Genomic DNA, 23,709 nt, shown 5'->3' with positions numbered 1-23,709 from the left:
CCATACCCAGCCGAGCGTGCGTTTCGAAACCTTGTACGGGGGACGCACAAATCAGGTCTGGAAAGTCCTGGACGAGACGTGCAGCTCGGTATTGAAGCTATATGACACAGCCTTCAAAAACCCGCTGTTTCGCAATGACGCGACGCTTGAGGCTGCGTGTTTGCGCGCACTCAATGAGGCAGGCTTCGCGCCCAAACTCAGAGCCTCGGGCTCGTTCGAAAACGCACATTGGGTGTTATATGACCATGCACCCGGTGCCCCGTGGCGATCACAGGCGGACAGCGTTGCCAAATTGCTGCGTAAACTGCACGGCCTGTCCGTCAACGTCGACGCCCCAAATGGATGCAACGGCAGCGATGATCTGGCAAGAAACGGGCAAAGCATTTTGGACGATTGTCATTCAGATTTCGCCGAATTCTTGAATGCGCGGAAACCCGACATTCATGTGGACCCGACCAAAAAGTTAAGCCTTGTCCACGGTGATCCGGTACCGGGAAACATACTGGTGGATACTACGGGGTTGACGCTGATCGACTGGCAGTGCCCAAGTTTTGGCGACCCTTGCGAGGATCTGGCGTTGTTCCTGTCACCCGCCATGCAACACATCTATCGCGGCTCGCCCTTGTCACAATCCGAGATCCAGCGCTTTTTAACGGCATACGAAGATACCGAAATTACAAATCGTTATCTGGCTTTGCAGCCTTGGTACGCGTGGCGCATGGCAGCATATTGCTTGTGGCGATCCGAAAACGGTGCGCCGGATTACGCCGCCGGAGTGGAACTGGAACTGGCCACGCTGTAGCAGGTCAAAAGTCAGCCATTGCCAACAGGGCATAGGCGGGCGGCATAAGCAGCCTGCGCCACCGGCCCAATGGAATGCGCCCCGGGGTGGTAGAAATGGGAATGGGCACATCAGACGGTTGCCCCATAGCGAGACGGGCAAGCGCCCGACCACAATAAGTACCCATGGCAATACCATTGCCGTGATAAGCGAAACCCGCGAACAGACCGGGCTGATCCGGTATCGGACCCGCGAAGGGCACCAGATTTCGGGCAAGACAGACAAGGCCCGACCAGCAATGGGTCACTTCGACCTGTGACCATGCCGGGAACATGCGCCGGAAGTTTCGCTGAACCGTGCGACGAATGCGGGCCTCTGCCGTGGGAGAGGACCGCAACCCTCCGCGCATACCGAACAGAAACCGTTTGTCGGGCATCAGGCGAAAATAATGCAGCAGATTGCGCGTGTCATAGCACATCTGATCCGATGTCCAGCCTTGCGCCCGCAATTCCGTCTGTTGCAATGGGCGCGTTACCAAAACCGTGGACTGCGCGGGCATGTAGCGGGTTGCGAGCCACGGCGGCAGGTCCTCGCTAGAGTAGCCGTTTGTGCAGATCAGAACTTGTTTCGCATGAACCAAACCATTGCGCGTCTGCAGTTCGAACCGGTTTGAGAGACGCCGAACCTGCGTGACGGCGCTGCGCCCGAATACGTGGGCACCTGAAGCCCGCGCCGCGGCGGCAAGGCCAAACAACAGTTTTCTGGGATTCAGCCCAAAGCCAACAGGCGTCGTGTATCCGCCAAAGAACTTACCATTCAAACCCAGCGCCGGGAGGTCACCAACCTCATGCAGCGCCCCGTTTTCATCCGCGTTTTCACGCAGTTTTTTCATAGCGCGCGGCGAATGTGCCAGAACCGTTTCGCCCTGTGAATGCGTATCTGCGTCAATCTGATATCGGGCCAGCAGATCTGATACCAAGCCAACGGCCTCGACCTCCGCCCGTGCGTAGGCATCCGCTGCGTCTTCGCCATACCGTCGAACAAGCGTTATATGGTCCAGTTTAGACCCGCCCACACAACAAAAACCGCCATTTCTGCCCGAAGCCCCCCATCCGGGGGCTTCCGCCTCAAGCACAGCAACCTGCGCTCCATTCTCTGCCAGGTTCAGCGCCGCAGAAAGGCCAGTAAACCCACCGCCAAGGATCGCAACGTCGACATCCTGTTGACCGCTTTGCACCGGCCAATCGGGTGCCGCGATGGTCTCGTCCCACCAACAGTTGGTGCGGGGGTCCGGACCATAGGTGTAGTCGGGAAAAATTCGCCTCATTCCGCGCGGACAGCAGCCAATTCATCCTGACGTTGCCGCATCATCGCGCGCTTGGTCACCAAAGAGGCGGTGATCACACCGACCGTTACAACGGCAATCATCAACGTCGACAAAGCGTTGATCTCGGGACTGACACCCAGCCGCACGGCCGAGAAAATCTTGATCGGCAACGTGGTCGAGGACGGACCCGAGGTGAAAGACGCAATCACCAGATCGTCCAACGACAAGGTAAAGGCCAGCAGCCATCCCGAGATCACGGCAGGCGCGATGATTGGCAGTGTTACAAGGCGAAAGGCCTGGGCAGGTGAGCATCCAAGATCCAGCGCGGCCTCTTCCAGTGAACGATCAAAAGTCACCAGCCGCGATGACACGACGACCGAAACGAAACACATGGAAAAGGTGGTATGCGCCAGAACGATCGTCAGGATACCCCGGTCCAGGCCGATTCCGATAAAGAGCAGCAACAGCGAAAGGCCCGTGATGACTTCGGGCATGACCAGCGGCGCGTAAATCATCCCGGAAAACAGGGTGCGGCCAAAGAACCGGCCACCGCGCACCAATACGTAAGCCGCCGCCGTGCCCAGAATCGTTGCCAGCGTCGATGAAAAGACGGCAACCCGCACCGTCACCCATGCCGCGTCAAGGAACGCCTGGTTCTGCACCAGCTCACCGTACCACTTTGTTGAAAACCCGGCCCAAACCGTGACCAGCTTGCTTTCGTTGAAGCTGAAGATGATCAGAATGATCATCGGGATGTAAAGGAACGCAAATCCCAGTGTCAGCGAAACCGCGTTGAACCAGCTGAGCCTGTTCATTGGTCAGCCTCCGTCTGTTTCTGCTGATTGCGCTGGAACAGCACGATCGGAATCACAAGTATCAGTAGCAAGACAACGGCCACGGCACTTGCGACCGGCCAGTCGCGGTTCGAGAAGAACTCTTCCCACAACACTTTGCCAATCATAAGCGTACCGGACCCGCCCAGCAGTGACGGGATGACAAACTCGCCGATGACCGGAATCATCACGAGGAAACAGCCCGCTATGATGCCGGGTTTGGACAGCGGCACTGTCACCAGCCAGAACGCCTGAAAGCGCGAGCATCCAAGATCCTCGGCCGCTTCGATCAGGGATCCGTCCATCCGCTCGAGCGCGGAGTAAACGGGCAGGATCATGAATGGAAGATAGGTGTAGACGATTCCGATATAGACCGCCGATTGCGTGTTCAGGATCGTCAACGGTGTCGAGATTATGCCCGTCCAAAGCAGAATTTGGTTCAGGTAACCTTCGTTCGAGAGAATTCCCATCCACGCATAGACTCGGATCAGAAACGAAGTCCAGAACGGCAAAATGACCAGCATCATCAAGGTCGGGCGCCATTCTTCCGGCGCGCGCGCCATGCCATAGGCGATGGGATAACCCACAATCAGGGTCAGGAAGGTCGAGATCAAAGCGATTTTGACGCTGGACAGGTAGGCTTTCCAATAGAGGTCATCCTCGGTCAACCAGACATAGTTTTCGAAATCCAGCTGGCTGAAGAAGCCCTTGATCCCGGCCCAGCCCTGCGACAGGTCCAGCGTCGGCGTATAGGGTGGAATGGCCAGTTCCGTGTCCGAGAGCGAGATTTTGAGAACGATGAAGAACGGCACCAGAAACAGCGCCAGTAGCCAGACATACGGAACGGCGATCAGCAGGGCGCGACGCATCAGCTTGCCAGCAGAACCGCAGCCGTGGCTGTCCATGACAACCAGACCGGGTCTTCCCATGTGAAAGATCGGCGCGAGATTCGCCGGGTGTTGGCCGATTGTGCCTTTATGATCGTGCCGTCAGGCAATTGGACGTGATAGGTGGAAAGGTTCCCCAGGTAGGCGATGTCGTGCACTTTGCCCTGTATCGCATTAACCGCATCAACCGGCCGTTCCGCCGAAATCGTCACCTTTTCAGGCCTTATCGCCAAATGGCATGTCTGGCCATTTTCGAACCCCGCCAGCGAGGTCGCCGTGATCGGCGCCTGCCCTTCGGCCCAGTCAATCCGGTAGGTTTCGTCCCCCTGTGCCGAGGCGCGGCCCTTTATGATGTTCACATCTCCGATAAAGTCGGCGACGTAGACCGAGGCCGGGTTCTCGTAGATACGGTCGGGCGTTGCCACCTGCATCAACTTTCCCTGATCCATCACCGCGACCCGGCTGGCGACGGTCATGGCTTCTTCCTGGTCATGAGTCACGATCACAAAAGTGGTGCCGGTCTTTTCCTGAATATCCATCAGTTCAAACTGCGTGTCTTGTCGCAGTTTCTTGTCCAGTGCACCCAGCGGTTCGTCCAGCAACAACAGCTTTGGCGCCTTGGCGAGCGATCGGGCAAGGGCCACCCGTTGCCGCTGACCACCGGAGATCTGATGAGGTTTACGGCGGGCGAACTGCTCAAGCCGGGTCAGTCGCAGCATCTCTTCGACCCGCGCGTCAAGTTCGGGTTTGGGCATGTTGTCCCTGCGCAGCCCGAAAGCGATGTTTTCCCAAATGCTGAGATGCGGAAACAGGGCGTATGACTGAAACATCATGTTCACCGCCCGTTTGTTGGGTGGGATCGGGTCGATGTCCTGACCGCCCAACATGATGTGTCCCTCGGTTGGCGTTTCAAACCCCGCCAGCATTCGCATCATCGTCGTCTTGCCACAGCCCGATGGGCCAAGAAGGGCAAAAAATTCACGTTCGAAAATGTCCAGAGACAAGTTGTCGATGGCAGTGAAATCTCCAAACCGTTTGGTAACATTCCGGAACTGGATCAGAGGTTTCGCCTGCGGATCTTCCCACGGCGCAAAAACAGTCGAGTTCAAATCAGCCCCCGTATGTCGGTCTGGATTGAAGTGACGCAAGGCGGACGGTCCGCCTTGCGCAAGTCGTTCAGATCAGGTGCCTGATTTGATCTTGGTCCAAAGACGGGTCACAACGCGCTGAGTTTTCGCCGGGTACGGCGTCGTGATATAGAGGTTCTGCATGGTCGTTTCATCCGGATAAATTGCCGGATCGCCAATTACGTCCTCTTCCAGAAACTCTTGCGAGGCTTTGTTGCCATTGGCGTAGTAGACGTAGTTCGACGCGGCGGCCATGTTGTTGGCGTCCAGAATGAAATCCAGAAACTTGTGCGCACCTTCCGGGTTCGGCGCGTCAACTGGTATCGCCATCTGGTCGAACCACATCAACGAGCCTTCGGCAAATGGGTGGTACTCAATCTCGACACCGTTGTCGGCCTCAGCGGCCCGATCACGCGCTTGCAGAATGTCCCCGGACCAACCGACCGCGACACAGATGTCCCCATTTGCCAGCGCGTTGATGTATTCCGAGCTGTGGAATTTTTGGATGTGCGGGCGCACAGCGGTCAGAATTTCTTCGGTCTTCGCGATGACATCTTTGTCGTGGCTGTCCGGATCTTCGCCGATGTATTGCAACGTCATGGGAATGATCTCGGTCGGTGCGTCCAGGAAATGAACGCCACAGGACGAAAGCTTTTCCATGTTTTCCGGCTTTAGCACCAGATCCATGCTGTTCAGCGCCACATCATCCCCGAGAACTTCTTTGACTTTGGCTACGTTTACGCCCAGCCCCGTTGTTCCCCACATGTAGTTGATCGAATAGGCATTGTTCGGGTCATAGCCCGACGTGCGATCCTGAATGACGTCCCAGAGGTTTCCCGAGTTTGCCAACTTGGCCTTATCCAACTCCTGAAAGGCACCTGCCTGAATCTGTCGCTGCAAGAATGTTCCGGTCGGTACGACCACGTCATAGCCCGACCCGCCGGCCAGCATCTTAGTCTCCAGCACCTCGTTGCTGTCGAACACGTCGTAGATCAACGTCAGTCCGGTTTCTTCTTCAAACTTTTTCAGCAGATCTTCGTCGATGTAGTCAGACCAGTTATAGACGCGCACCTCTTCGGCGAACGCCGCCGAAGCCCCCAGTGCGACGACCGCTGTCATCGTCAGCATTTTCAGTTTCATTTTTTTCTCCCTGTCAGCATGCGGGTATTTTCCCCGTTTTTTGGATTTGATCAAGTTTTGCGTTTCTCGCCGATCCCGGCTATGGTTTCATGAGGTCCGGCACCTGACAAGCGAGGACCACCGAAACCGGGGCGAACTGTTTGGATTTGATCAAAAATAAGGCGACGACATCTCTGACAGAGACTGACAAGCGCCCGGCGCATGCGCAGGTTTATCAAACGCTGAAGGCGCAAATCCTGTTCGGAGACCTCGTGCCGGGTCAGGCTGTCACGATACAGGGTCTGACAGGATCACTTGAGGCTGGCATGACCCCTGTGCGCGAGGCGATCCGCCGGCTTATTTCCGATGGCGCGCTGGTGTTTCAGGGCAACCGCCGGGTCAGTGTTCCATTGCTTTCCGACGCCGATGTCGAACAGGTCATATTTGCAAGAAAGTCAGTAGAATCAGAACTTTCCAGACGCGCCGCTGCCAACCTGTCGCCAAAGGAAATTGATCAGATCGAAAAGATTGACCAGATGCTCGACCGCACGATTGCGGACGGAGATGTCGGCGGTTACCTGCGGCTGAATCACGCCTTTCATGAAACGCTGTACGCTCATGCCGAGGCTCCGATCCTGTTTGATCTCGCCGAACGGTTGTGGCTGCGATTCGGACCATCACTGCGGGTCGTTTGCGGGCGATTCGGAACGCAAAACCTGCCGGACCGCCACAAGGATATCATTTCAGCCTTGCGTGCGAAGGACGCCGAAGCGGCAGCTTTGGCGACTGTACAAGACATTGAACAGGGCATGGAGCTGATCACCGGTTCGTTGTCTCAGCCCTAGGGTATCGCGACTCAATTGACAGCAAATAATTTGATCATATTCTAGCCACCAACCGCTTTTTGCAGGAGGGTCTCTGATGTCTGCCATCACCAATCATATGCCGACAGCCGAATTGCAGGCGCTGGATGCGGCACATCACATGCACCCGTTTTCCGCAAACGGATCGTTGGGACAAGAAGGCGCGCGTGTCATTACCCGCGCAAAAGGCGTTTACCTGACCGACAGCGAGGGCGAAAAAATACTCGACGCGATGGCAGGTCTTTGGTGCGTCAATATCGGGTATGGCCGCGACGAACTGGCCGAGGCTGCCGCGCGCCAGATGCGCGAACTGCCCTATTACAACACCTTCTTCAAAACGACCCATGTACCCGCCATCGCGCTGGCTGCAAAGCTGGCAGAACTGGCGCCCGGCGATCTGAACAATGTCTTTTTCGCTGCTGGCGGGTCCGAGGCGAACGATACCAACATTCGTCTAGTGCGCACGTACTGGGCCGAAAAAGGTCATCCCAACAAGAACATCATCATCAGTCGCAAAAACGCTTATCATGGGTCTTCTGTTGGTTCGGCCTCTTTGGGCGGGATGGCCGGGATGCATGCTCAAGGTGGCATACCAATTCCGGACATCCACCATATCAACCAGCCGAACTGGTGGGCCGAAGGCGGGTTCATGACACCCGAGGAATTCGGATTGGCCCGTGCCCGTGAATTGGAAGATGCGATTCAGGAGTTGGGTGAAGACCGTGTGGCCGCGTTTATTGCAGAACCGGTTCAGGGCGCTGGCGGCGTGATTGTCGCACCCGATACCTACTGGCCCGAGATTCAACGGATTTGCGACAAGTACAATATTCTTCTGATCGCGGATGAGGTGATCTGCGGCTTTGGTCGAACCGGCAATTGGTTCGGGTCGCAAACCGTGGGCATCAAACCGCAGATCATGACCATCGCCAAGGGGCTCAGTTCCGGTTACGCGCCGATCGGCGGATCGATTGTAAACGACGAGATCGCCGAGGTTATCGGGCGCACCGAATTCAACCACGGCTACACCTATTCAGGACATCCGGTTGCTGCGGCGGTGGCGTTGGAAAACCTGCGTATTCTGGAAGAAGAAAGGATCGTCGATCACGTCCGCGACGTGGCAGCCCCCTATTTGAAAAAGAAATGGGAGGCTTTGGTCGATCACCCTCTGGTCGGTGAGGCAAAAATCGTGGGCATGATGGCTTCAATTGCCCTGACCCCGGACAAGGCCAGCCGCGCCAAATTCGCATCGGAGCCGGGTACGGTCGGGTATGTGTGCCGGGACCGTTGTTTTGCCAATAACCTGATTATGCGTCACGTCGGGGATCGCATGATCATCTCACCGCCGTTGATCCTGACACCAGCGGATATCGACGAAATGTTTGTCCGCATTCACAAGTCGCTGGACGAAGCGCAGGACGACATCATCGCCCAGGGGCTAATGAAAGCTGCGTCCTAGAGAACAGGGCAGAACAAAGGCGGCTGTCTATAGCCGCCTTTTTTTGTTTGCTTCACAGTGTTTCAAGGCTCTGCCCCAAAACAGAACTGGCGCAGGCTACATTTCACCGGGAGACAGGGAGCCTTGGCTCCAGCCGTTTTCGTACTCTCCCATCACTCGGGACAAATCCAGTAGTGAAGCAAAAAGCCGCGCGTAGAAGTCCCGCGACATAAGCGGCTCGTTCTCGTCCAGCAATTGCACAAGCTTTACAACGTCGGCCGCAAAGGCCTCATAGACGTCTTTGTCCGCGGATGTCGGATCAAAAGTCCAGATATCGTGCTTGTCATAGTATTGTGCTGGCTGTGGTTCGTCATCAATCATCGCGTGGCCTCGTGAATCTGAGCCACAGGTGGGAGCAGCAGGCCAACGCACAATAGCGATGGCAGGTCGTCACAAGAAATTGGCGACTACAACCAAGTGTTTTTTGGTTTCGGCGCTAAACCAATAGAAGCTGGCCCGGTCCCGCCCGACGTCTCAGCGCAATCGTTCCAGCAGCTTCAGACTTGCGTACCCGTCGGGCAACAATCCTTGCGCCAGTTGATACGCGCGCACTGCGTTTATTGTGTTGGGTCCCGTTCGACCGTCGATGCCCTGGGTGTCAAATCCAGCCTCCGTGAGGCGGGTTTGAAGCTCTTTCTTTTCGGAGAAGCTCAGAACCCGATCGCCGCGTGGCCAATCCGCTTGAAACGGCGCACGACCGGCCAGACGGTCGGAAAGATGCCCGATGCCAATCACATAGGCGTCGGCCCCGTTATAGGCTTCGATAACTCTGAAATTGTCGAAAATCATCAACGCCACGCCCTGACCGCCAGCAGGCAGCAAAATAGCCGCACGGCCATGATCTGGCACCGGTCGGCCATCCAGTGCGACGACGCCCAACGCAGCCCAATCCGAGGGCATCAAGGTATGATCACGCTTGGCCGATGCATAATCGAAATCGTCGGGCAGACGCACCTCAACGCCCCAGGGTTGCCCTTTGGACCAGCCGTGTTTTGCAAGGTACGACGCGGCAGACGCCAGCGCGTCGGTCGGGTCATCCGACCAGATGTTCCGCTGGCCATCACCATCAAAGTCGACAGCGTGCTCAAGGAATGACGTCGGCATGAATTGTGTATGCCCCATCGCACCGGCCCAACTGCCGACCATGTCATTCGGTCGAACGTCACCCGCCTGAACGATTTCCAGCGCAGCGATCAACTGCGTCTCGAAAAACTGCGCCCGCCGCGCATCGAAAGCCAGGGTCGCCAAGGCTTGAACCGTTCGATTGTTGCCTCTGAACCCACCAAACGAGGTCTCGAGACCCCAAATCGCCGTCACAACTTCCTTTTCGACACCGTATCTGGCCTCGATCCGTTCCAGCGTCCGCTGATGCCGTTGCAACGCATTGCGACCGTCTGAAAGACGCCGTTGTGAAACCGCGGAATCCAAATACTCCCAAATCGGTTTGGAAAATTCCGCCTGATTTCTGTCCCGTTTGATGACGTCCTTATCATAGGTCAGACCCGACAAGGCGCGGTCCAACGTCAAAGAAGAAATTCCATGATCCAGCGCCCGCTGCCGAAATGCGCCAAGCCATGCCTGAAACCTTGCATTCCCTTCAGCCGACACGCGCCAGACCTCGTCCGCAGGCCGAAGGGCCGGTCGGATGGAAACCGCAACATCGGCCGAGGCCAGATAGACCCGGGCATCTAACTGTTTGGATTTTCGCCATTTTGAGTTTTCTGGTTCGTCCGCCTGCACAATGGATGCCCATAATGCAACGGTCATTACGCCGCTTACGCATTTCCGCATTCCGGTTTTTCCTGATTACTGCTCGGCGACAGGATAGCGTAAAATCAGGTTTTCTCAAAACGCTCAGGCCTCGTTTGCTTGTTCTTTCGCTGCACGGTCTGCACGAATCCGATCCAATGCAGCACGTAACAATGGGACCCGGTTGGGCCGAAAGCTTTCATCCGTGACGGACATGTCGCGCATCCGGTCCAATCGGAAAACCCGGAAATCCTGACGCAGATGGCACCAACTGAGCAACACATTCGACCGGTCCATATAGACGATGCTCAAAGGGTTCACGCGTCGACGGGTATCGTCGCCCTTGACGTCAGTATAGGCGAATTCGACGGCGCGTTCGTCCCATGTGGCCTGACGCAAATCTGAAACTTCGATACTGGGCAGTGCTGGCCTGTCAAAACGCGTGGCGGTCAAGACCGCGTGGCTCAACCGATGGGATTGTCTTCGCGGCAACCGCCCCTGCAGCTTGCGCAGCGCTGCGGCGGCGGCATCAGACAGTGCCGGATCACCGATCAGTTGCACCTCTCGCAGGCCCAGAACCAATGCTTCCAATTCGTCGTCGGTGAACCCCAACGGCGGCAAGGTCGCGTCTTCGATCAAGGTGAACCCAAACCCGGCCTCGCCATCAATAACGGCCCCAAGCCCGCGCAGGGTGTCAATGTCGCGATGCACTGTCCGGGCCGAAACACCCAAATCCTGGGCCAATTGGTTGGACGTCTTCGGCGACGGGCCAGAGCGGAGGGCTTGCATCAGTTGAAACAGACGGGCGGTGCGGGACATAGCGCAGACTAACCTAATGCTAATGACGGCTTCTGTCATCAGCGGACGGTATCCCTGACGACGTTCTGTCACGGAGGTACCAATGCTGACCCTTCTTACCTACCCCGCGGCGTTTGGCGTGTTCAGTGCCAGCCCGTTTTGCGTGAAAACTGCGTATATGCTGCAAAAATCCGGGCAGCGTTGGCAGCGTTCCGACATGCTTGACCCGCGCAAGATGCCGCATCAGAAACTGCCGGTTCTGCGCACTCCAGAAAGGCTTTTGCCAGACAGCGACCAGATTCGCGAGTGGCTGGAATCGCAGGGGGCTGACTTTGACCAAGGCCTGACCGACATTCAAAAGGCCCAAGCCCGAGCGCTTATCCGACTGGCCGAAGAGCACCTGTATTTTCACGTCGTTCAGGACCGTTGGGCAAATTACGAGGTCTGGCCCGTGCTGCGCCGAACGTTCTTCGTCGAAATCCCGTCGCTGCTCCGCAATCCCATTGCGAACTCGATCCGCAAATCCGTCGTCAAAGGACTGTCGTTTCAGGGCATAGCCCGATTTTCGCAGGCGGAGCGAGAAGACCGGCTGGAACGCGACCTCGAAGCGATTTCGGCCTATCTGTGGCAATCACCTTTTCTGCTGGCCGAGCATCCCACATCGGCTGACATGAGCGTGGGTCCAATGCTTGCAGCCATGCGCGCAACGCCGGCAGACACCCCCCTGACCAAACGGATCAAACAAGATACGCTGCTCAACAGCTATGTTGACCGAATGGAAAAAGCGATCCCGCTGTTATGACGCCCTTCGACGATCCCAAAGTTGCTGCAGCATTTGATGCATTGCCGAAACCGGCACGCCCTGGGGCAATGCTGTTGCGAGAGTTGATCTTTGACACCGCTGGTTCTTTGCCCCGCGCGCAACCGCTCAGCGAAGAATTGCGCTGGGGTCAGCCCGCTTATCTTGCGCCCAAGGGATCGACGATCCGGTTGGGCGGGCATAAATCCGCGACCTTTGCCCTGTTCGTGCACTGCCAAAGCCGATTAATGGGTGATTTTACCTCGGCCTTTCCGGGTGAAGACAGGATTGATGGCACTCGCGCCATTCTGTTTGACGACCCTGCACAGATCGACGCAACCCGGCACGGCTGGCTGATTGCGCGGGCTCTGACCTATCACCTCTGACGGCGTTTGCGTTCGACCTTGCGCTTGATCTTGTCCTTCTTGCGCTTGGTGCTGACAGCTTTGCGCCGGGCGCCCCGTTTGGTCGGTCCGCGCCCGCGCGGCAGGGCCTGATCGTCGATGGACAAAAGCTCCAGCTCCAATCCGCCCGTCACCGGTGTCGCTTCGGTCAGTCGTACGGTCACGCGTTGACCGATGGCGATGGTCAGGCCGGTCTCCGACCCCATCAATGTCCCGGCCTCACGATCAAAATGGAAAAACTCGCGCCCCAGCGAGCGGATCGGCACCAGCCCATCCGCGCCTGTTTCGTCCATTTTCACAAAGGCCCCGAACCGCGCGATCCCGCTGACACGCCCGGTAAACTCATTGCCCACGCGTTCACTCAGGTAAGCGGCAAGGTAGCGGTCAGTCGTATCGCGTTCAGCCATCATCGAGCGGCGCTCGGTGTCCGAGATATGCGTCGCGGTTTCGTCCAACCGCATGATTTCATCCTCGGTCAGCCCATCCTTGCCCCATCCATGGGCCGAGATTAGCGCACGATGCACGATCAGGTCGGCATAACGGCGAATGGGTGACGTAAAGTGTGCATAGTTGCGCAGTGCCAATCCGAAATGGCCGAAGTTCTCGGGGTTGTAATAGGCCTGTGCCATAGACCGCAGGGTCGTCAGGTTGATCAGTTCCGCATCCTCTGTCCCGGCAGCCGCATTCAGCAGCGCGTTCAGGTGGCGGGTTTGCAGCACCTGCCCCTTAGCCAAATTCAAACCTGCGGCCTGCGCGGTTTCCCGCAGGCTTTCCAGCTTTTCGGGTGCCGGTTCTTCGTGGACGCGGAACAGCAGCGGACGCCGCTTCGCGATCAGCGTTTCCGCAGCGGCGACATTGGCGAGGATCATGAACTCTTCGATCAGCTTGTGGGCGTCCAGCCGATCGCGGAAGGCCACGCTTTCGACCTTGCCCGCCTCGCTAAGCACGATCTTGCGTTCCGGCAGGTCCAGTTCCAGCGGCTGTCGCACCGAACGTGCCTTTTTCAGCGCCCCATAAGCGGCGTAGAGGGGTTTCAGCACCGGCTCCAACAAAGGCCCGGTGCGATCATTTGGGTTGCCATCGATGGCCTCTTGCACCTCGGCATAGTGCAACGACGCAGCCGAGCGCATCAGGCCGCGCACAAAGCGATGCCCGATCGTGTTGCCGTCCGCGTCGATCTGCATACGGACCGCGATACAAGCGCGCGGAACGCCTTCGTGCAACGAGCACAGATCCCCGGACAGCCGATCCGGCAGCATCGGCACCACGCGGTCGGGGAAATAGCTGGAGTTTCCACGCTTGCGCGCCTCTCGATCCAGAGCAGTGCCGGGCTGCACATAAGCCGCGACATCGGCGATCGCGACCCATATGACATGACCGCCGGGGTTTTTGGGATCGTCATCGGCATGGGCATAGCAGGCGTCGTCATGATCCCGCGCGTCCGACGGGTCGACAGTGATCAGCGGCATGTCCCGCAGGTCTTCGCGCCCTTTCAGGCCAACCGGTTTGGCCTTGTCTGCCTCGGCGATCACCTTGTCGGGAAAATCGTCTGGGATGCCGTGCTGATGGATGGCGATAAGCGAGACAGCCTTGGGCGCTGACGGGTCGCCCAACCGCTCGACAATGCGCGCGCGGGGCAGGCCCATGCGGTTTTTTGGTCCGGCTTGTTCGGCCTCGACCAGTTCACCATCCTTGGCCCCAAGAACCGCCCCGTCCGCAACCAGCCATTCGGACTGACCAGCCTTGTCGATGGGCAAGATACGCCCGCCCTCGGCCCCTTTGCGAAAGATGCCGACGATCTTGCGCGGGTTGGTTCCGATGCGGCGGATCAGACGCGCCTCGTAATTGTGGTCTTCCTCGTGCACCACGGTCAGCCGGGCCAAAATCCGATCACCCTCACCCAGCGCCGGGTCGCTGGCGCGGGCGATGATCAGAACGATGGGTTCCACGCCTTCGCCGTGCCATTCCAGCGGTCGTGCAAACAGGTCTCCATCCGAATTCGGCGCTTTGACCTGCAGCACGCTGACCGGTGGCAGACGATCCGGGTCGCGATAGCTGCGCTTGCGCTTTTCCAGATGCCCTTCGGCCTCAAGCTCTTTGAGGATTCGCTTCAGATCAATCCGATCCGCGCCCTTGATCCCAAAGGCTTTGGCGATATCGCGTTTTGAGGTCAGATTGGGGTTCGCCGAGATCCAGTCCAGGACCTCCTGCTTGGTGGGGATGCGAGTCATATCTTCGGCGTATCACGGGGATACGACCGCGTCATGACCAAAATGTCTCAGGGTTTTAGATCGGCAACCGTGTCGACGTCACGCAGGCAGCTCAGCAGTGCCACGCGGCAATCAGGGACCGATGACAGCGTATCTGCCAGAGCATGCTCGGTAGACCAGCGAACGTCGTGAAACAGGCCAAGCGGCACAGCGCAGAAACGCTGCGCACCGACCAGCCAATAGCCACCGTCCGGGGCCGGTCCGAATACCAATTGTTCTGACCCGAGCGCGCGGAATGCCTGCCCAACATGGGCCCGCTCGATGCCGGGGATATCCGCTCCGATCAGGCAAACAGGCCCTTTGGGCATACAACGCAGCATCCGGCCCATTCGATCACCCAGATCGCCCCCTCTCTGCGCGGCCCGGGGCAGGTCGGCTGGCCAGACGCGGCTTAGCATACCCGCCCGGTCCGGCGAGACGGCCAGCACGATCTGCCAGCGCGGATCACGCAGACGCCGGATCAGATTTCGGGTCTGATGCCGGAACCACCACGCCGCACCAACCATCCCGATGTCGCGCCCGAGCCGTGTCTTTACCCGCCCCGGACGTGGTTCTTTCACCATGATCACAAGAGTGCGCTGCATGGTTCAGGCAAAGTAATCCTGCAGGATTCGGGTATAGATCGCCTTAAGCTGCACGATCTGCGCCACCGGTACGCATTCATCGACCTGATGCATGGTACGCCCGACAAGGCCGAATTCGACCACGGGACAATGGTTCTTGATGAACCGCGCATCCGAAGTCCCTCCGGTGGTCGAGAGGTCCGGCTGGACGCCGGTTTCCGCCTCGACTGCTTGTGCCACCAGATCGGACAGTGGACCCGGCGGTGTCAGAAAGCTTTCGCCCGAGATTTTGATCTTCACATCGACCTCAACGTCGAAAGCTTCTGCAACGGTGCGGGCTTCGGCCTTTAACCACGCGCTCAGGCTTTCGCCGGAATGCAAATCGTTGAACCGGATGTTCACGGCTCCGCTGCATTGTGCCGGGATCACATTGGTCGCGGTGTTTCCGGTGTCGATGCTAACGACGGCAAGTGTCGACGCGTCGAAATGGTCGGAGCCGGTATCAAGTTCATGACTGGCCAGCCGATCCATCAACCGGGCAATGGCAGGCAAAGGGTTCTTGGCACGGTGAGGATAGGCCGAATGGCCCTGCACTCCGGTCACTGTGAACCACGCGGTCATCGACCCACGACGACCGATCTTCATCATCTCACCCATTTCGTTTGGACAAGTCGGCTCTCCTACAAGGCAGACCGACATGTTCTCGGACGCGCTCTCCATGTAATCCAGCAAGGCCGTAGTGCCATGCAGGGCATCCGCCTCTTCATCCCCTGTGATCGCAAGGATCACCGCCCCGTCGGGCGGGGTATCCTGTACGAATTCCATAGCCGCAGCAGCAAAGGCCGCGACACCGGATTTCATGTCCGTTGTACCGCGCCCATACATCACGCCGTCTTTTACCTCGGCACCAAAAGGCGGCATGGTCCAGGCAGCTTCGTCCCCAACTGGTACGACGTCCGTGTGACCATTGAACCCAAAACTGCGTGGGTGGCCCTTATCCCCCCACCGTGCAAACAGATTGCTGATCCCACCCCGATCGACACGGGTGCAGTCAAATCCTGCGCCGGACAGGACACTCTCCAAAAGTACAAGCGCCCCACCCTCTTCAGGTGTGACCGAAGGGCAACGGATCAGGTCGGCTGTCAGTTGGATCGGATCAGTCATGTCGCGCCTCGTTTTTCGGGTTCAGACCAGGGTTCGCGCACAGATTCAATGAATTGACCGAATTGCCAACCCCAGCTGAGCAAAATTTACCGGCATGTGCTTGAAGTTTCCTCTTGATACACAAACAAAATCGGCGCGGTTGACCTCGTGTACGCCTTGCCGCGCGCCTCAGAATTGCGTTACAGCGCCGCCAAACAGGTGTTGTGACGATGATGCGTATATTCTTCGCCTTGATCTGCCTGACCTTCTCGGTTCTTGCCCAGCAAAGTCAGGCGCAGACGCTGACGGTGACCACGGTCACCCGCCCTCCGTTTTCCTATGTCGAGGACGGAGCACAGACCGGTTTTTCCATGGATCTTCTGGCCGCATTGGCCGAATCTCTGGACTGGGACTATGAGATCAATCGTGTTGATAGCTTTGGCGATATGTTGGACGCGGTTCAACAGGGCGACGCAGATCTGGCGATTGCGAATATTTCGATCACTGCGTCCCGCGAAACGATGATGGATTTCAGCCAGCCTATTTTCGAGGCCGGTCTGCAAATCATGATCCCATCGGATGCCGCGCGCAGACCGTCGCTTTTGCAGGCACTGCTGTCGCGCGAGCTGTTCATTGCAATCGGGCTGGCCTTTGCCATTCTGCTTGGCGGCGGTATGCTGATGTGGGGTTTCGAACGCCGCGCACAGCCCTATTTCGACCGCAAGCTGAACGAGGCCTGGTTTCCTTCGTTTTGGTGGGCGTTGAACCTTGTGGTCAATGGCGGGTTCGAGGAACGGATGCCGCGCACTCCGTTTGGTCGTCTATTGGGCGTGGTGCTGGTGGTTTCCTCACTGTTCATCGTTTCGGTCTTTACCGCCCGGATCACATCGGTCATGACCGTGGACGCAATCACAGGAAGCGTAAATTCGGTCAACGATCTTTACGGAAAAGAGGTTGGAACGATCACTGGATCGACCGCAGCCAATTTCCTCAATCGCCGCGAAATCGAGTTCACCGGCTACCCCGGCCTGCAGGAAATGCTGACCGCATTTGAGGACGATACGCTGAACGCGATAGTGTTCGACGCGCCAATTCTGTCCTACTATGCCACGCATGAGGGCAGGCGCATTGCGACTATGACCGGTGGTGTTTTCCTGCGAGAAAACTACGGCATAGCCTTCCCCACCGGGTCTCCGCTGGTTGAAGACGTCAATCAGGCGCTTTTGGCCCTGCGCGAAGATGGAACCTATGACCAGATTTACCGGGACTGGTTCGGGTCGCGCAACTAGTCTTCATCGCCATAAAACGGGGTCATCTGCGCGACGATGACGGCGTTTTCGTCCAACGCCCTTTGCATCAGTGCCCTTTCGTCCGCGTCAATTTCGTGCCCTTGCGCCTCGCGCTCGGCCAGTGTGCCATAACCCGTGACATCAAGGGGTGCTGTGTCCGCCTGTTTCAGGATGGCGACTGTTTCGCGCACGGCTTCGGCCTCATCCACGCCGCTGGCAAAACACATCAGCGCAGCCCCGGTCGCCCCTTCAGGCAGGCCATCACCGTCCTTGCGACCGATTTGGACCAACAGGGTATAGACCTGCTGCCGTGAGGGTTTTTTTTGCTTTTCCATGAAGGCGGCCTTAGCGACCCGTGCCGCAATGGTCAAGTTGGCGTCCCTTTGGGTCGACTCCTGCTTGGTGTATTGGCCTGCAGGCAGGCCACCAGCGGCGGCCGCGCGAACGGAACCAGCGGGTTTCTTTGGCAGTGATTGCCGGGATTGGGCTTGCCTGAACTTGCAGTCTGTAACACCGAAAATAGTGTTATAACTTTGTTATTTATGCACTTTTAACATTTACTAAAAATTTAGTTTGACACGTCACCTCTAAATCGCTGATGCTGACGGCCATCCGGTGCGTGCCGGATAACCATAATCTTTGGGAGGAGACAGATGCGGAGACATCTACTTTCCGCAGTGGCGGCGGCTGCCGTCATTGCGGGGCACGGTCCTGCTTGGGCCGACGAAGCCGCAGCACAACGTTGGATCGACGACGAATTCCAGCCATCGACCCTGTCGAAAGACGAACAGATGGCAGAAATGCAGTGGTTCATCAAAGCTGCTGAACCTTATTCCGGTATGGAAATCAACGTCCTGTCCGAAGGCATTCCAACGCATTCCTATGAATCCGAGGTTCTCGCCAAGGCGTTCGAGGAAATCACCGGCATCAAGGTCAACCATCAGATTCTTGGTGAGGGCGAGGTGGTTCAGGCCGTTCAGACCCAGATGCAGACAGGCCGGAATCTCTATGATGGCTACGTCAACGACAGCGACCTGATCGGAACCCACTCGCGCCTGCAACTCGCCTATCCTTTGACCGACATGATGGAAGGTGATTGGGCTGCGACGACCTCGCCGACGCTGGACCTGGATGACTTCATGGGCATTCAGTTCACGACCGGGCCGGACGGCAAACTTTACCAGTTGCCGGATCAGCAATTCGCGAACCTCTACTGGTTCCGCAAGGACTGGTTCGATGACGAGGACAACAAGGCCGCGTTCAAGGAAAAATACGGCTATGATCTGGGTGTGCCGGTCAACTGGTCGGCCTATGAGGACATCGCCGAGTTCTTCACCAATGATGTGAAAGAAGTCGATGGCGTCGCGATCTATGGCCACATGGATTACGGCAAGCGCGCGCCTGACCTAGGGTGGCGTATGACTGACGCGTGGCTCTCGATGGCTGGTGCTGGTGACGTGGGTGAGCCGAACGGCGTTCCCGTTGACGAATGGGGCATCCGCATGGAAGCGGGCACCTGTAACCCTGTGGGTGCGTCCGTCTCGCGCGGTGGTGCTGCGAATGGCCCGGCTGCGGTCTATGCGATCCGCAAATGGGACGAATGGCTGCGGAACTATGCGCCTCCGGGTGCGGCGTCTTACGACTTCTATCAGTCGCTGCCTGCACTCAGCCAGGGCAACGTGGCCCAGCAGATCTTCTGGTACACCGCCTTTACCGCTGACATGGTCAAGCCCAAGTCCGAAGGCAACAACACCGTGGATGACGAGGGCACGCCGCTGTGGCGGATGGCGCCCAGCCCGCACGGCCCCTATTGGGAAGAAGGTCAGAAGGTTGGCTATCAGGACGTGGGTTCCTGGACCTTCCTGAAGTCGACGCCCTCGGATCGTGCTCAGGCGGCTTGGCTTTACGCACAGTTCGTGACGTCCAAGACGGTTGACGTGAAGAAGTCCCAGGTGGGTCTGACCTTCATTCGCGACAGCTCGGTCAATCATGAGTCGTTCACCGAGCGCGCGCCCAAGCTGGGTGGTCTGGTCGAGTTCTACCGCTCGCCTGATCGTGTGGCATGGTCGCCGACCGGCATCAACGTGCCGGACTATCCCAAGCTCGCCCAGATCTGGTGGCAGCAGATCGGTGACGTGAACTCGGGAGCGTTTACTCCGCAAGAGGCGATGGACCGTCTGGCTGAAGAGATGGACATCACCATGGCCCGCATGCAGGCCGCGGATGAAAGCGCCGGTGTCTATGGCGGTTGCGGTCCGCGTCTGAACGAACCGCAGGACGATGCGTTCTGGCTTGAAAAAGCGGGTTCGCCCAAGGCCAAGCTTGAGAACGAAAAGCCGCAAGGCCAGACCGTCAACTATGACGAACTGGTTCAGCGCTGGCAGTCTCAGTGAGCCATTGAAAACCGGGGATGCCGATTGCGGCATCCCCAGCCCTAAGACCAGTGCAATGCACTGAAGGACCGGAACCCACGGACATGATCGAACTTCAAGACGCGACCAAACGGGTCGGCAACGTCATCCATATAAAGCCCACCAACCTGACGTTGCAGACAGGCCACTTCAATGTGCTGCTTGGTGCGACGGGTTCGGGCAAAACGTCTCTGATCAAGATGATGGCCGGGCTGGACCCGATCGCGTCGGGCAAGGTCCTGATGGACGGTCAGGATGTGACCCGCCTGAACACCCAGAAACGGCAGATCAGCCTCGTGCATCAGTTCTTTGTGAACTACCCGCATATGACCGTATTCGACAACATCGCCTCGCCGCTGCGCGTCGCGGGCATGGCGCAATCCGAGGTCGAAGGCCGCGTTGAAGAAGCCGCCGACCTGCTGCAATTGCGCCCGATGCTAAAGCGCCGTCCGCACGAGCTGTCGGGTGGGCAGCAACAGCGTACGGCCCTGGCGCGCGCCATCGCGAAAGAGAGCCGCGCCGTATTTCTGGATGAGCCACTCGCCAACCTCGACTACAAATTGCGCGAAGAACTGCGCGAGCAGCTGCCCGACCTCTTTGCAGGACGCGGTGCGGTTGTCGTCTACGCAACATCTGAGCCTGAAGAAGCCCTGCTTCTGGGCGGCTATACTGCGTTGATGGAAGACGGGCGTGTGACACAGTTCGGACCCACCGCCGACATTTACCGCAACCCCGAAAACATCGCGGCGGCACGCGTGTTTTCCGATCCGCCCATCAACGTTGCCGGCATTACAGTGTCCAACACTCAGGCTCAGTTGGCCGGTGGCGGCGGCTGGACTGTGACCGACATGCCGGACGGAGAGTACATGGTCGCGGTCCGCCCGCATCGCGTGACGCCGTATCGGACCTCGGACGCGGATGTGGAACTGACCGGGCGTGTGATCGTGACTGAGCTTTCGGGCTCGGATTCCAGTGCTCATTTCCGGCATGGATCCGACGACTGGGTGTCTTTGGCTGCAGGCGTTCACCCTTATCAAGTGGGCGAAGACCACAGTTTCTACATGAACCCGGCCCATTGCCGGTATTTCGGCCAAGACGGCAAAAGGGTGGCCTGACATGGCGCAGATCAATCTCTCCAACCTCAAACACAGCTATATGCCCGCGCCGAAAGGTCCCGAGGATTACGCGTTGAAGGAAATCGACGTGACATGGCGCGATGGCGGTGCCTATGCACTGCTGGGCCCGTCGGGGTGTGGCAAGTCCACGCTGCTGAACATCATCTCGGGTCTTTTGACACCGTCAGAAGGGCAGATCCTGTTCGACGACCGGGACGTAACCGCCCTTCCGCCGGATCAGCGCAACATTGCGCAGGTTTTCCAGTTCCCCGTAATCTACGACACGATGACTGTGGGCGAAAACCTCGCCTTTCCGTTGAAGAACCGCGGCGTCGATGCCGCTACGATCAAACGCCGCGTCGATGAGATCGCCGAGATGTTGGATGTCACGGATATGCTGAATACCCGCGCCAGCGGCCTGAGCCCGGACAACAAGCAGAAGATTTCGATGGGGCGCGGGCTGGTCCGCGATGATGTGAACGCGGTGATGTTTGACGAACCGCTGACCGTGATCGACCCGCATCTGAAATGGAAGCTGCGGTCCAAGCTGAAGGAACTGCACCAGCGCGTCAAAGCGACGATGATCTATGTGACCCACGACCAGACCGAGGCGCTGACCTTTGCGGACGAAGTCGTCGTCATGCAAGAAGGCGAAGTGGTACAGATCGGCACGCCGGTCGAACTGTTCGAACGGCCGCAACACACATTTGTTGGCCACTTCATCGGCTCTCCGGGCATGAATGTTCTGCCGTGCGAAGTCAAAGGCGACCGTGCGGTGTTCGAGGGCCACGAAGTCATGCTGGAAGGCCCAACCCGTGGCGACGGCGGCCGCACCGATCTGGGCATCCGCCCCGAATATGTGGGTTTTGGTGAAACTGGCATCCCTGCGCAAGTCACCAAGGTTTCAGACATCGGTCGCCATTACGTGGTCAGCGCAATGGTCGGCAACACCGCCTTGAAGGCGGTTGCCGAACACAACGCCCCTAACCTGGGTTCACACGTTTTCCTGCAATTCAAACCTGAACAATCCCGCGTCTATCGCGACGGCTGGATCGCAACCGAGGAGCGGGCGCAATGAGAACGGAAAACCAAAAAGCATGGTTCTTTGTCCTTCCCGTGCTGGCACTGGTCGCGTTCAACGCGCTGGTGCCAATGATGACGGTGGTCAACTATTCGGTGCAGGAAACCTTTGGGAACAACCAGTTTTTCTGGGAAGGTTTGGGCTGGTTCGAACAAATCCTGCGCTCTGACCGGTTTCAGGCCGCATTGGGGCGGCAGTTCCTGTTCACCTTCCTGATCCTGATCATTGAGGTTCCGCTTGGCATCATCGTTGCCCTGTCTATGCCGCGCAAAGGGTTCTGGGTGCCCGTCTGTCTGGTCCTGATGGCCCTGCCGATGCTGATCCCGTGGAATGTGGTTGGGTCGATGTGGAACATCTTCACCCTGCCAAAGATCGGCCTGATGGGGTATTTCCTGAATGACGTCCTGGGCATCAACTATGACATGACCCAACAGCCGCTGTCGGCCTGGATCACCGTCATTGTCATGGATGTCTGGCACTGGACCTCGCTGGTCGTTTTGCTGTGCTATGCGGGCCTCGTGTCGATCCCGGATGCCTATTATCAGGCTGCCAAGATCGATGGTGCCAGCCCGTGGTCGGTGTTCCGCTACATCCAGTTGCCCAAGATGAAAACCGTCCTGACCATCGCCATCCTTCTGCGCTTTATGGACAGCTTCAACATCTATACCGAGCCGTTCGTGTTGACCGGCGGTGGCCCCGGCAATTCCACCACCCTGCTGTCGATCGACCTTGTGAAGATCGCGCTGGGACAGTTCGACCTTGGCCCTGCGGCCGCGATGAGCCTGATCTACTTCGCCATCACGCTGCTGGTCAGTTGGGTCTTCTACACTCTGATGACAAAGGATGACGCGCAATGAAGAAGCGGTCCCTCATCCCGATCCTTTATATCGCGTTCCTGATGCTGCCGATCTATTGGCTGGTGGCGATGTCGTTCAAGACCACGAACGAGATTCTGTCGGGCTTTTCCCTGTTCCCCCAGACCTTCACGCTGGAAAACTATGTCACGATCTTCACCGACCCGACGTGGTATTGGGGCTACATCAATTCGATCATCTACGTGACGATGAACACCGTGCTGTCGGTGTGTGTTGCCTTGCCTGCGGCCTATGCGTTCTCGCGCTATCGGTTCTTGGGCGACAAGCAGTTGTTCTTTTGGCTGCTGACCAACCGGATGGCCCCGGCTGCGGTCTTTGCACTGCCCTTCTTTCAGCTCTATTCGTCGATCCACCTGTTCGACACCTATCTGGCCGTGGCGCTGGCCCACACACTGTTCAACGTGCCGCTGGCGGTGTGGATTCTGGAAGGATTCATGCGCGGTATACCCAAGGAACTTGATGAGACGGCCTATGTCGACGGTTATTCTTTCCCGCGTTTCTTCGTGACGATCTTTCTGCCGAACATCAAAGCCGGCGTCGGTGTCGCGGCCTTCTTCTGCTTCATGTTCTCGTGGGTCGAGATGCTGCTGGCCAAGACGCTGACCGCGGTCGAGGCCAAACCCATCGCTGCCGTCATGACCCGGACCGCATCCAGCGCGGGGTATGAATTGGGACTGCTGGCGGCTGCCGGAACACTGACCATCATCCCCGGCGCCATCGTCATCTGGTTTGTTCGTAACTACATCGCGCGCGGGTTCGCGATGGGACGTGTATGAGGTT

The 23,709-nt window shown here is 57.9% G+C and carries 23 protein-coding genes; 11 read left to right on the top strand and 12 right to left on the bottom strand.

What is annotated here, in order from left to right; all coding sequences use genetic code 11:
* The first annotated feature begins 16 nt into the window (after nucleotides 1–16).
* Entirely contained in the window at nucleotides 17–802 is a 786-nt protein-coding gene (locus RA28_RS12170; protein WP_241481125.1) for a phosphotransferase, read from the top strand.
* Nucleotides 803–806: 4 nt separating this feature from the next.
* Here RA28_RS12170 and RA28_RS12165 read toward each other — a convergent pair whose 3' ends face one another.
* The 5 genes from RA28_RS12165 to RA28_RS12145 form a co-directional block, all read right to left on the bottom strand.
* On the bottom strand, nucleotides 807–2,108 hold the full coding sequence (locus RA28_RS12165; protein WP_039528902.1) for an NAD(P)/FAD-dependent oxidoreductase: 1,302 nt from the start codon (nucleotides 2,106–2,108) through the stop codon (nucleotides 807–809).
* Nucleotides 2,105–2,923: an ABC transporter permease gene (locus tag RA28_RS12160; RefSeq protein WP_039528899.1), complete on the bottom strand. Its 819-nt coding sequence runs from the start codon at nucleotides 2,921–2,923 to the stop codon at nucleotides 2,105–2,107. The genes RA28_RS12165 and RA28_RS12160 overlap by 4 nt, the downstream gene beginning before the upstream one ends.
* Nucleotides 2,920–3,810 carry an ABC transporter permease subunit gene (locus RA28_RS12155; protein WP_039529431.1) on the bottom strand — a complete coding sequence of 297 codons (891 nt, stop codon included), beginning with the start codon at nucleotides 3,808–3,810 and terminating at the stop codon, nucleotides 2,920–2,922. The genes RA28_RS12160 and RA28_RS12155 overlap by 4 nt, the downstream gene beginning before the upstream one ends.
* The gene (locus tag RA28_RS12150; protein WP_039528896.1) at nucleotides 3,810–4,937 is read right to left on the bottom strand and encodes an ABC transporter ATP-binding protein; all 1,128 of its coding nucleotides are present in this window, start codon (nucleotides 4,935–4,937) and stop codon (nucleotides 3,810–3,812) included. The genes RA28_RS12155 and RA28_RS12150 overlap by 1 nt, the downstream gene beginning before the upstream one ends.
* Before the next feature lie 72 nt (nucleotides 4,938–5,009).
* Nucleotides 5,010–6,095, bottom strand: coding sequence for a polyamine ABC transporter substrate-binding protein (locus RA28_RS12145; RefSeq protein WP_039529429.1), 1,086 nt, complete (start codon nucleotides 6,093–6,095; stop codon nucleotides 5,010–5,012).
* 140 nt (nucleotides 6,096–6,235) lie between these two features.
* Between RA28_RS12145 and RA28_RS12140 the strand changes: the two genes are divergently transcribed.
* Nucleotides 6,236–6,919: a GntR family transcriptional regulator gene (locus RA28_RS12140; protein ID WP_039528891.1), complete on the top strand. Its 684-nt coding sequence runs from the start codon at nucleotides 6,236–6,238 to the stop codon at nucleotides 6,917–6,919.
* Nucleotides 6,920–6,995: 76 nt separating this feature from the next.
* On the top strand, nucleotides 6,996–8,393 hold the full coding sequence (locus RA28_RS12135; protein WP_039528888.1) for an aspartate aminotransferase family protein: 1,398 nt from the start codon (nucleotides 6,996–6,998) through the stop codon (nucleotides 8,391–8,393).
* 96 nt (nucleotides 8,394–8,489) lie between these two features.
* On the opposite strand, the gene RA28_RS12130 is transcribed toward RA28_RS12135, so the two are convergent.
* The 3 genes from RA28_RS12130 to RA28_RS12120 form a co-directional block, all read right to left on the bottom strand.
* Nucleotides 8,490–8,753, bottom strand: coding sequence for a hypothetical protein (locus RA28_RS12130; protein WP_039528885.1), 264 nt, complete (start codon nucleotides 8,751–8,753; stop codon nucleotides 8,490–8,492).
* 153 nt (nucleotides 8,754–8,906) lie between these two features.
* Nucleotides 8,907–10,223, bottom strand: a complete 1,317-nt coding sequence (locus tag RA28_RS12125; protein WP_039528881.1) for a lytic murein transglycosylase — start codon at nucleotides 10,221–10,223, stop codon at nucleotides 8,907–8,909.
* A gap of 63 nt (nucleotides 10,224–10,286) precedes the next feature.
* The gene (locus RA28_RS12120) at nucleotides 10,287–11,000 is read right to left on the bottom strand and encodes a helix-turn-helix transcriptional regulator (protein WP_039528879.1); all 714 of its coding nucleotides are present in this window, start codon (nucleotides 10,998–11,000) and stop codon (nucleotides 10,287–10,289) included.
* Nucleotides 11,001–11,082: 82 nt separating this feature from the next.
* On the opposite strand from RA28_RS12120, the gene RA28_RS12115 reads away from it, so the two are divergent.
* Both RA28_RS12115 and RA28_RS12110 read left to right on the top strand, forming a co-directional pair.
* Nucleotides 11,083–11,781: a glutathione S-transferase family protein gene (locus RA28_RS12115; protein WP_039528875.1), complete on the top strand. Its 699-nt coding sequence runs from the start codon at nucleotides 11,083–11,085 to the stop codon at nucleotides 11,779–11,781.
* A complete protein-coding gene (locus RA28_RS12110; protein WP_039528873.1) occupies nucleotides 11,778–12,164 on the top strand; it encodes a DUF1801 domain-containing protein in 387 nt (128 codons plus the stop codon). The genes RA28_RS12115 and RA28_RS12110 overlap by 4 nt, the downstream gene beginning before the upstream one ends.
* Here the strand turns inward: RA28_RS12110 and rnr are convergent.
* From rnr to dapE, 3 genes are read right to left on the bottom strand one after another with little or no spacing between them, the layout of a single operon-like run.
* Nucleotides 12,155–14,413, bottom strand: coding sequence for a ribonuclease R (gene rnr, locus RA28_RS12105; protein WP_039528871.1), 2,259 nt, complete (start codon nucleotides 14,411–14,413; stop codon nucleotides 12,155–12,157). The genes RA28_RS12110 and rnr overlap by 10 nt on opposite strands.
* A gap of 47 nt (nucleotides 14,414–14,460) precedes the next feature.
* Nucleotides 14,461–15,036 (bottom strand): TIGR04282 family arsenosugar biosynthesis glycosyltransferase, encoded by a 576-nt coding sequence (locus RA28_RS12100; protein ID WP_039528867.1) that lies wholly within the window; start codon nucleotides 15,034–15,036, stop codon nucleotides 14,461–14,463.
* Nucleotides 15,037–15,039: 3 nt separating this feature from the next.
* Complete coding sequence (gene dapE, locus RA28_RS12095; protein WP_039528863.1) at nucleotides 15,040–16,179, bottom strand: succinyl-diaminopimelate desuccinylase; 1,140 nt, start codon at nucleotides 16,177–16,179, stop codon at nucleotides 15,040–15,042.
* 209 nt (nucleotides 16,180–16,388) lie between these two features.
* Here dapE and RA28_RS12090 point away from each other — a divergent pair, with 209 nt between their 5' ends.
* The gene (locus RA28_RS12090) at nucleotides 16,389–17,447 is read left to right on the top strand and encodes a transporter substrate-binding domain-containing protein (protein WP_082029815.1); all 1,059 of its coding nucleotides are present in this window, start codon (nucleotides 16,389–16,391) and stop codon (nucleotides 17,445–17,447) included.
* Here the strand turns inward: RA28_RS12090 and RA28_RS12085 are convergent.
* On the bottom strand, nucleotides 17,444–17,782 hold the full coding sequence (locus RA28_RS12085; protein ID WP_052261451.1) for a hypothetical protein: 339 nt from the start codon (nucleotides 17,780–17,782) through the stop codon (nucleotides 17,444–17,446). The genes RA28_RS12090 and RA28_RS12085 overlap by 4 nt on opposite strands.
* A gap of 318 nt (nucleotides 17,783–18,100) precedes the next feature.
* Between RA28_RS12085 and RA28_RS12080 the strand changes: the two genes are divergently transcribed.
* The 5 genes from RA28_RS12080 to RA28_RS12060 all read left to right on the top strand — a co-directional run bounded on the left by RA28_RS12080 (nucleotide 18,101) and on the right by RA28_RS12060 (nucleotide 23,705).
* Nucleotides 18,101–19,840 carry an ABC transporter substrate-binding protein gene (locus RA28_RS12080; protein WP_039528860.1) on the top strand — a complete coding sequence of 580 codons (1,740 nt, stop codon included), beginning with the start codon at nucleotides 18,101–18,103 and terminating at the stop codon, nucleotides 19,838–19,840.
* Between the two features lie 83 nt (nucleotides 19,841–19,923).
* Entirely contained in the window at nucleotides 19,924–20,973 is a 1,050-nt protein-coding gene (locus RA28_RS12075; protein WP_039528858.1) for an ABC transporter ATP-binding protein, read from the top strand.
* Between the two features lies 1 nt (nucleotide 20,974).
* Nucleotides 20,975–22,051: an ABC transporter ATP-binding protein gene (locus RA28_RS12070; RefSeq protein WP_039528857.1), complete on the top strand. Its 1,077-nt coding sequence runs from the start codon at nucleotides 20,975–20,977 to the stop codon at nucleotides 22,049–22,051.
* Nucleotides 22,048–22,911, top strand: coding sequence for a carbohydrate ABC transporter permease (locus tag RA28_RS12065; protein WP_039528854.1), 864 nt, complete (start codon nucleotides 22,048–22,050; stop codon nucleotides 22,909–22,911). The genes RA28_RS12070 and RA28_RS12065 overlap by 4 nt, the downstream gene beginning before the upstream one ends.
* Nucleotides 22,908–23,705: a carbohydrate ABC transporter permease gene (locus RA28_RS12060; RefSeq protein WP_039528851.1), complete on the top strand. Its 798-nt coding sequence runs from the start codon at nucleotides 22,908–22,910 to the stop codon at nucleotides 23,703–23,705. Before RA28_RS12065 ends, RA28_RS12060 begins: the two co-directional genes overlap by 4 nt.
* The last annotated feature ends 4 nt before the right edge of the window (nucleotides 23,706–23,709 follow it).

This window comes from Ruegeria sp. ANG-S4 (assembly GCF_000814005.1).
Taxonomy (GTDB): domain Bacteria; phylum Pseudomonadota; class Alphaproteobacteria; order Rhodobacterales; family Rhodobacteraceae; genus Ruegeria.
The sequence above is the reverse complement of the archived record's forward strand: the minus strand, read 5'-3'. Positions and strand labels throughout refer to the sequence as shown.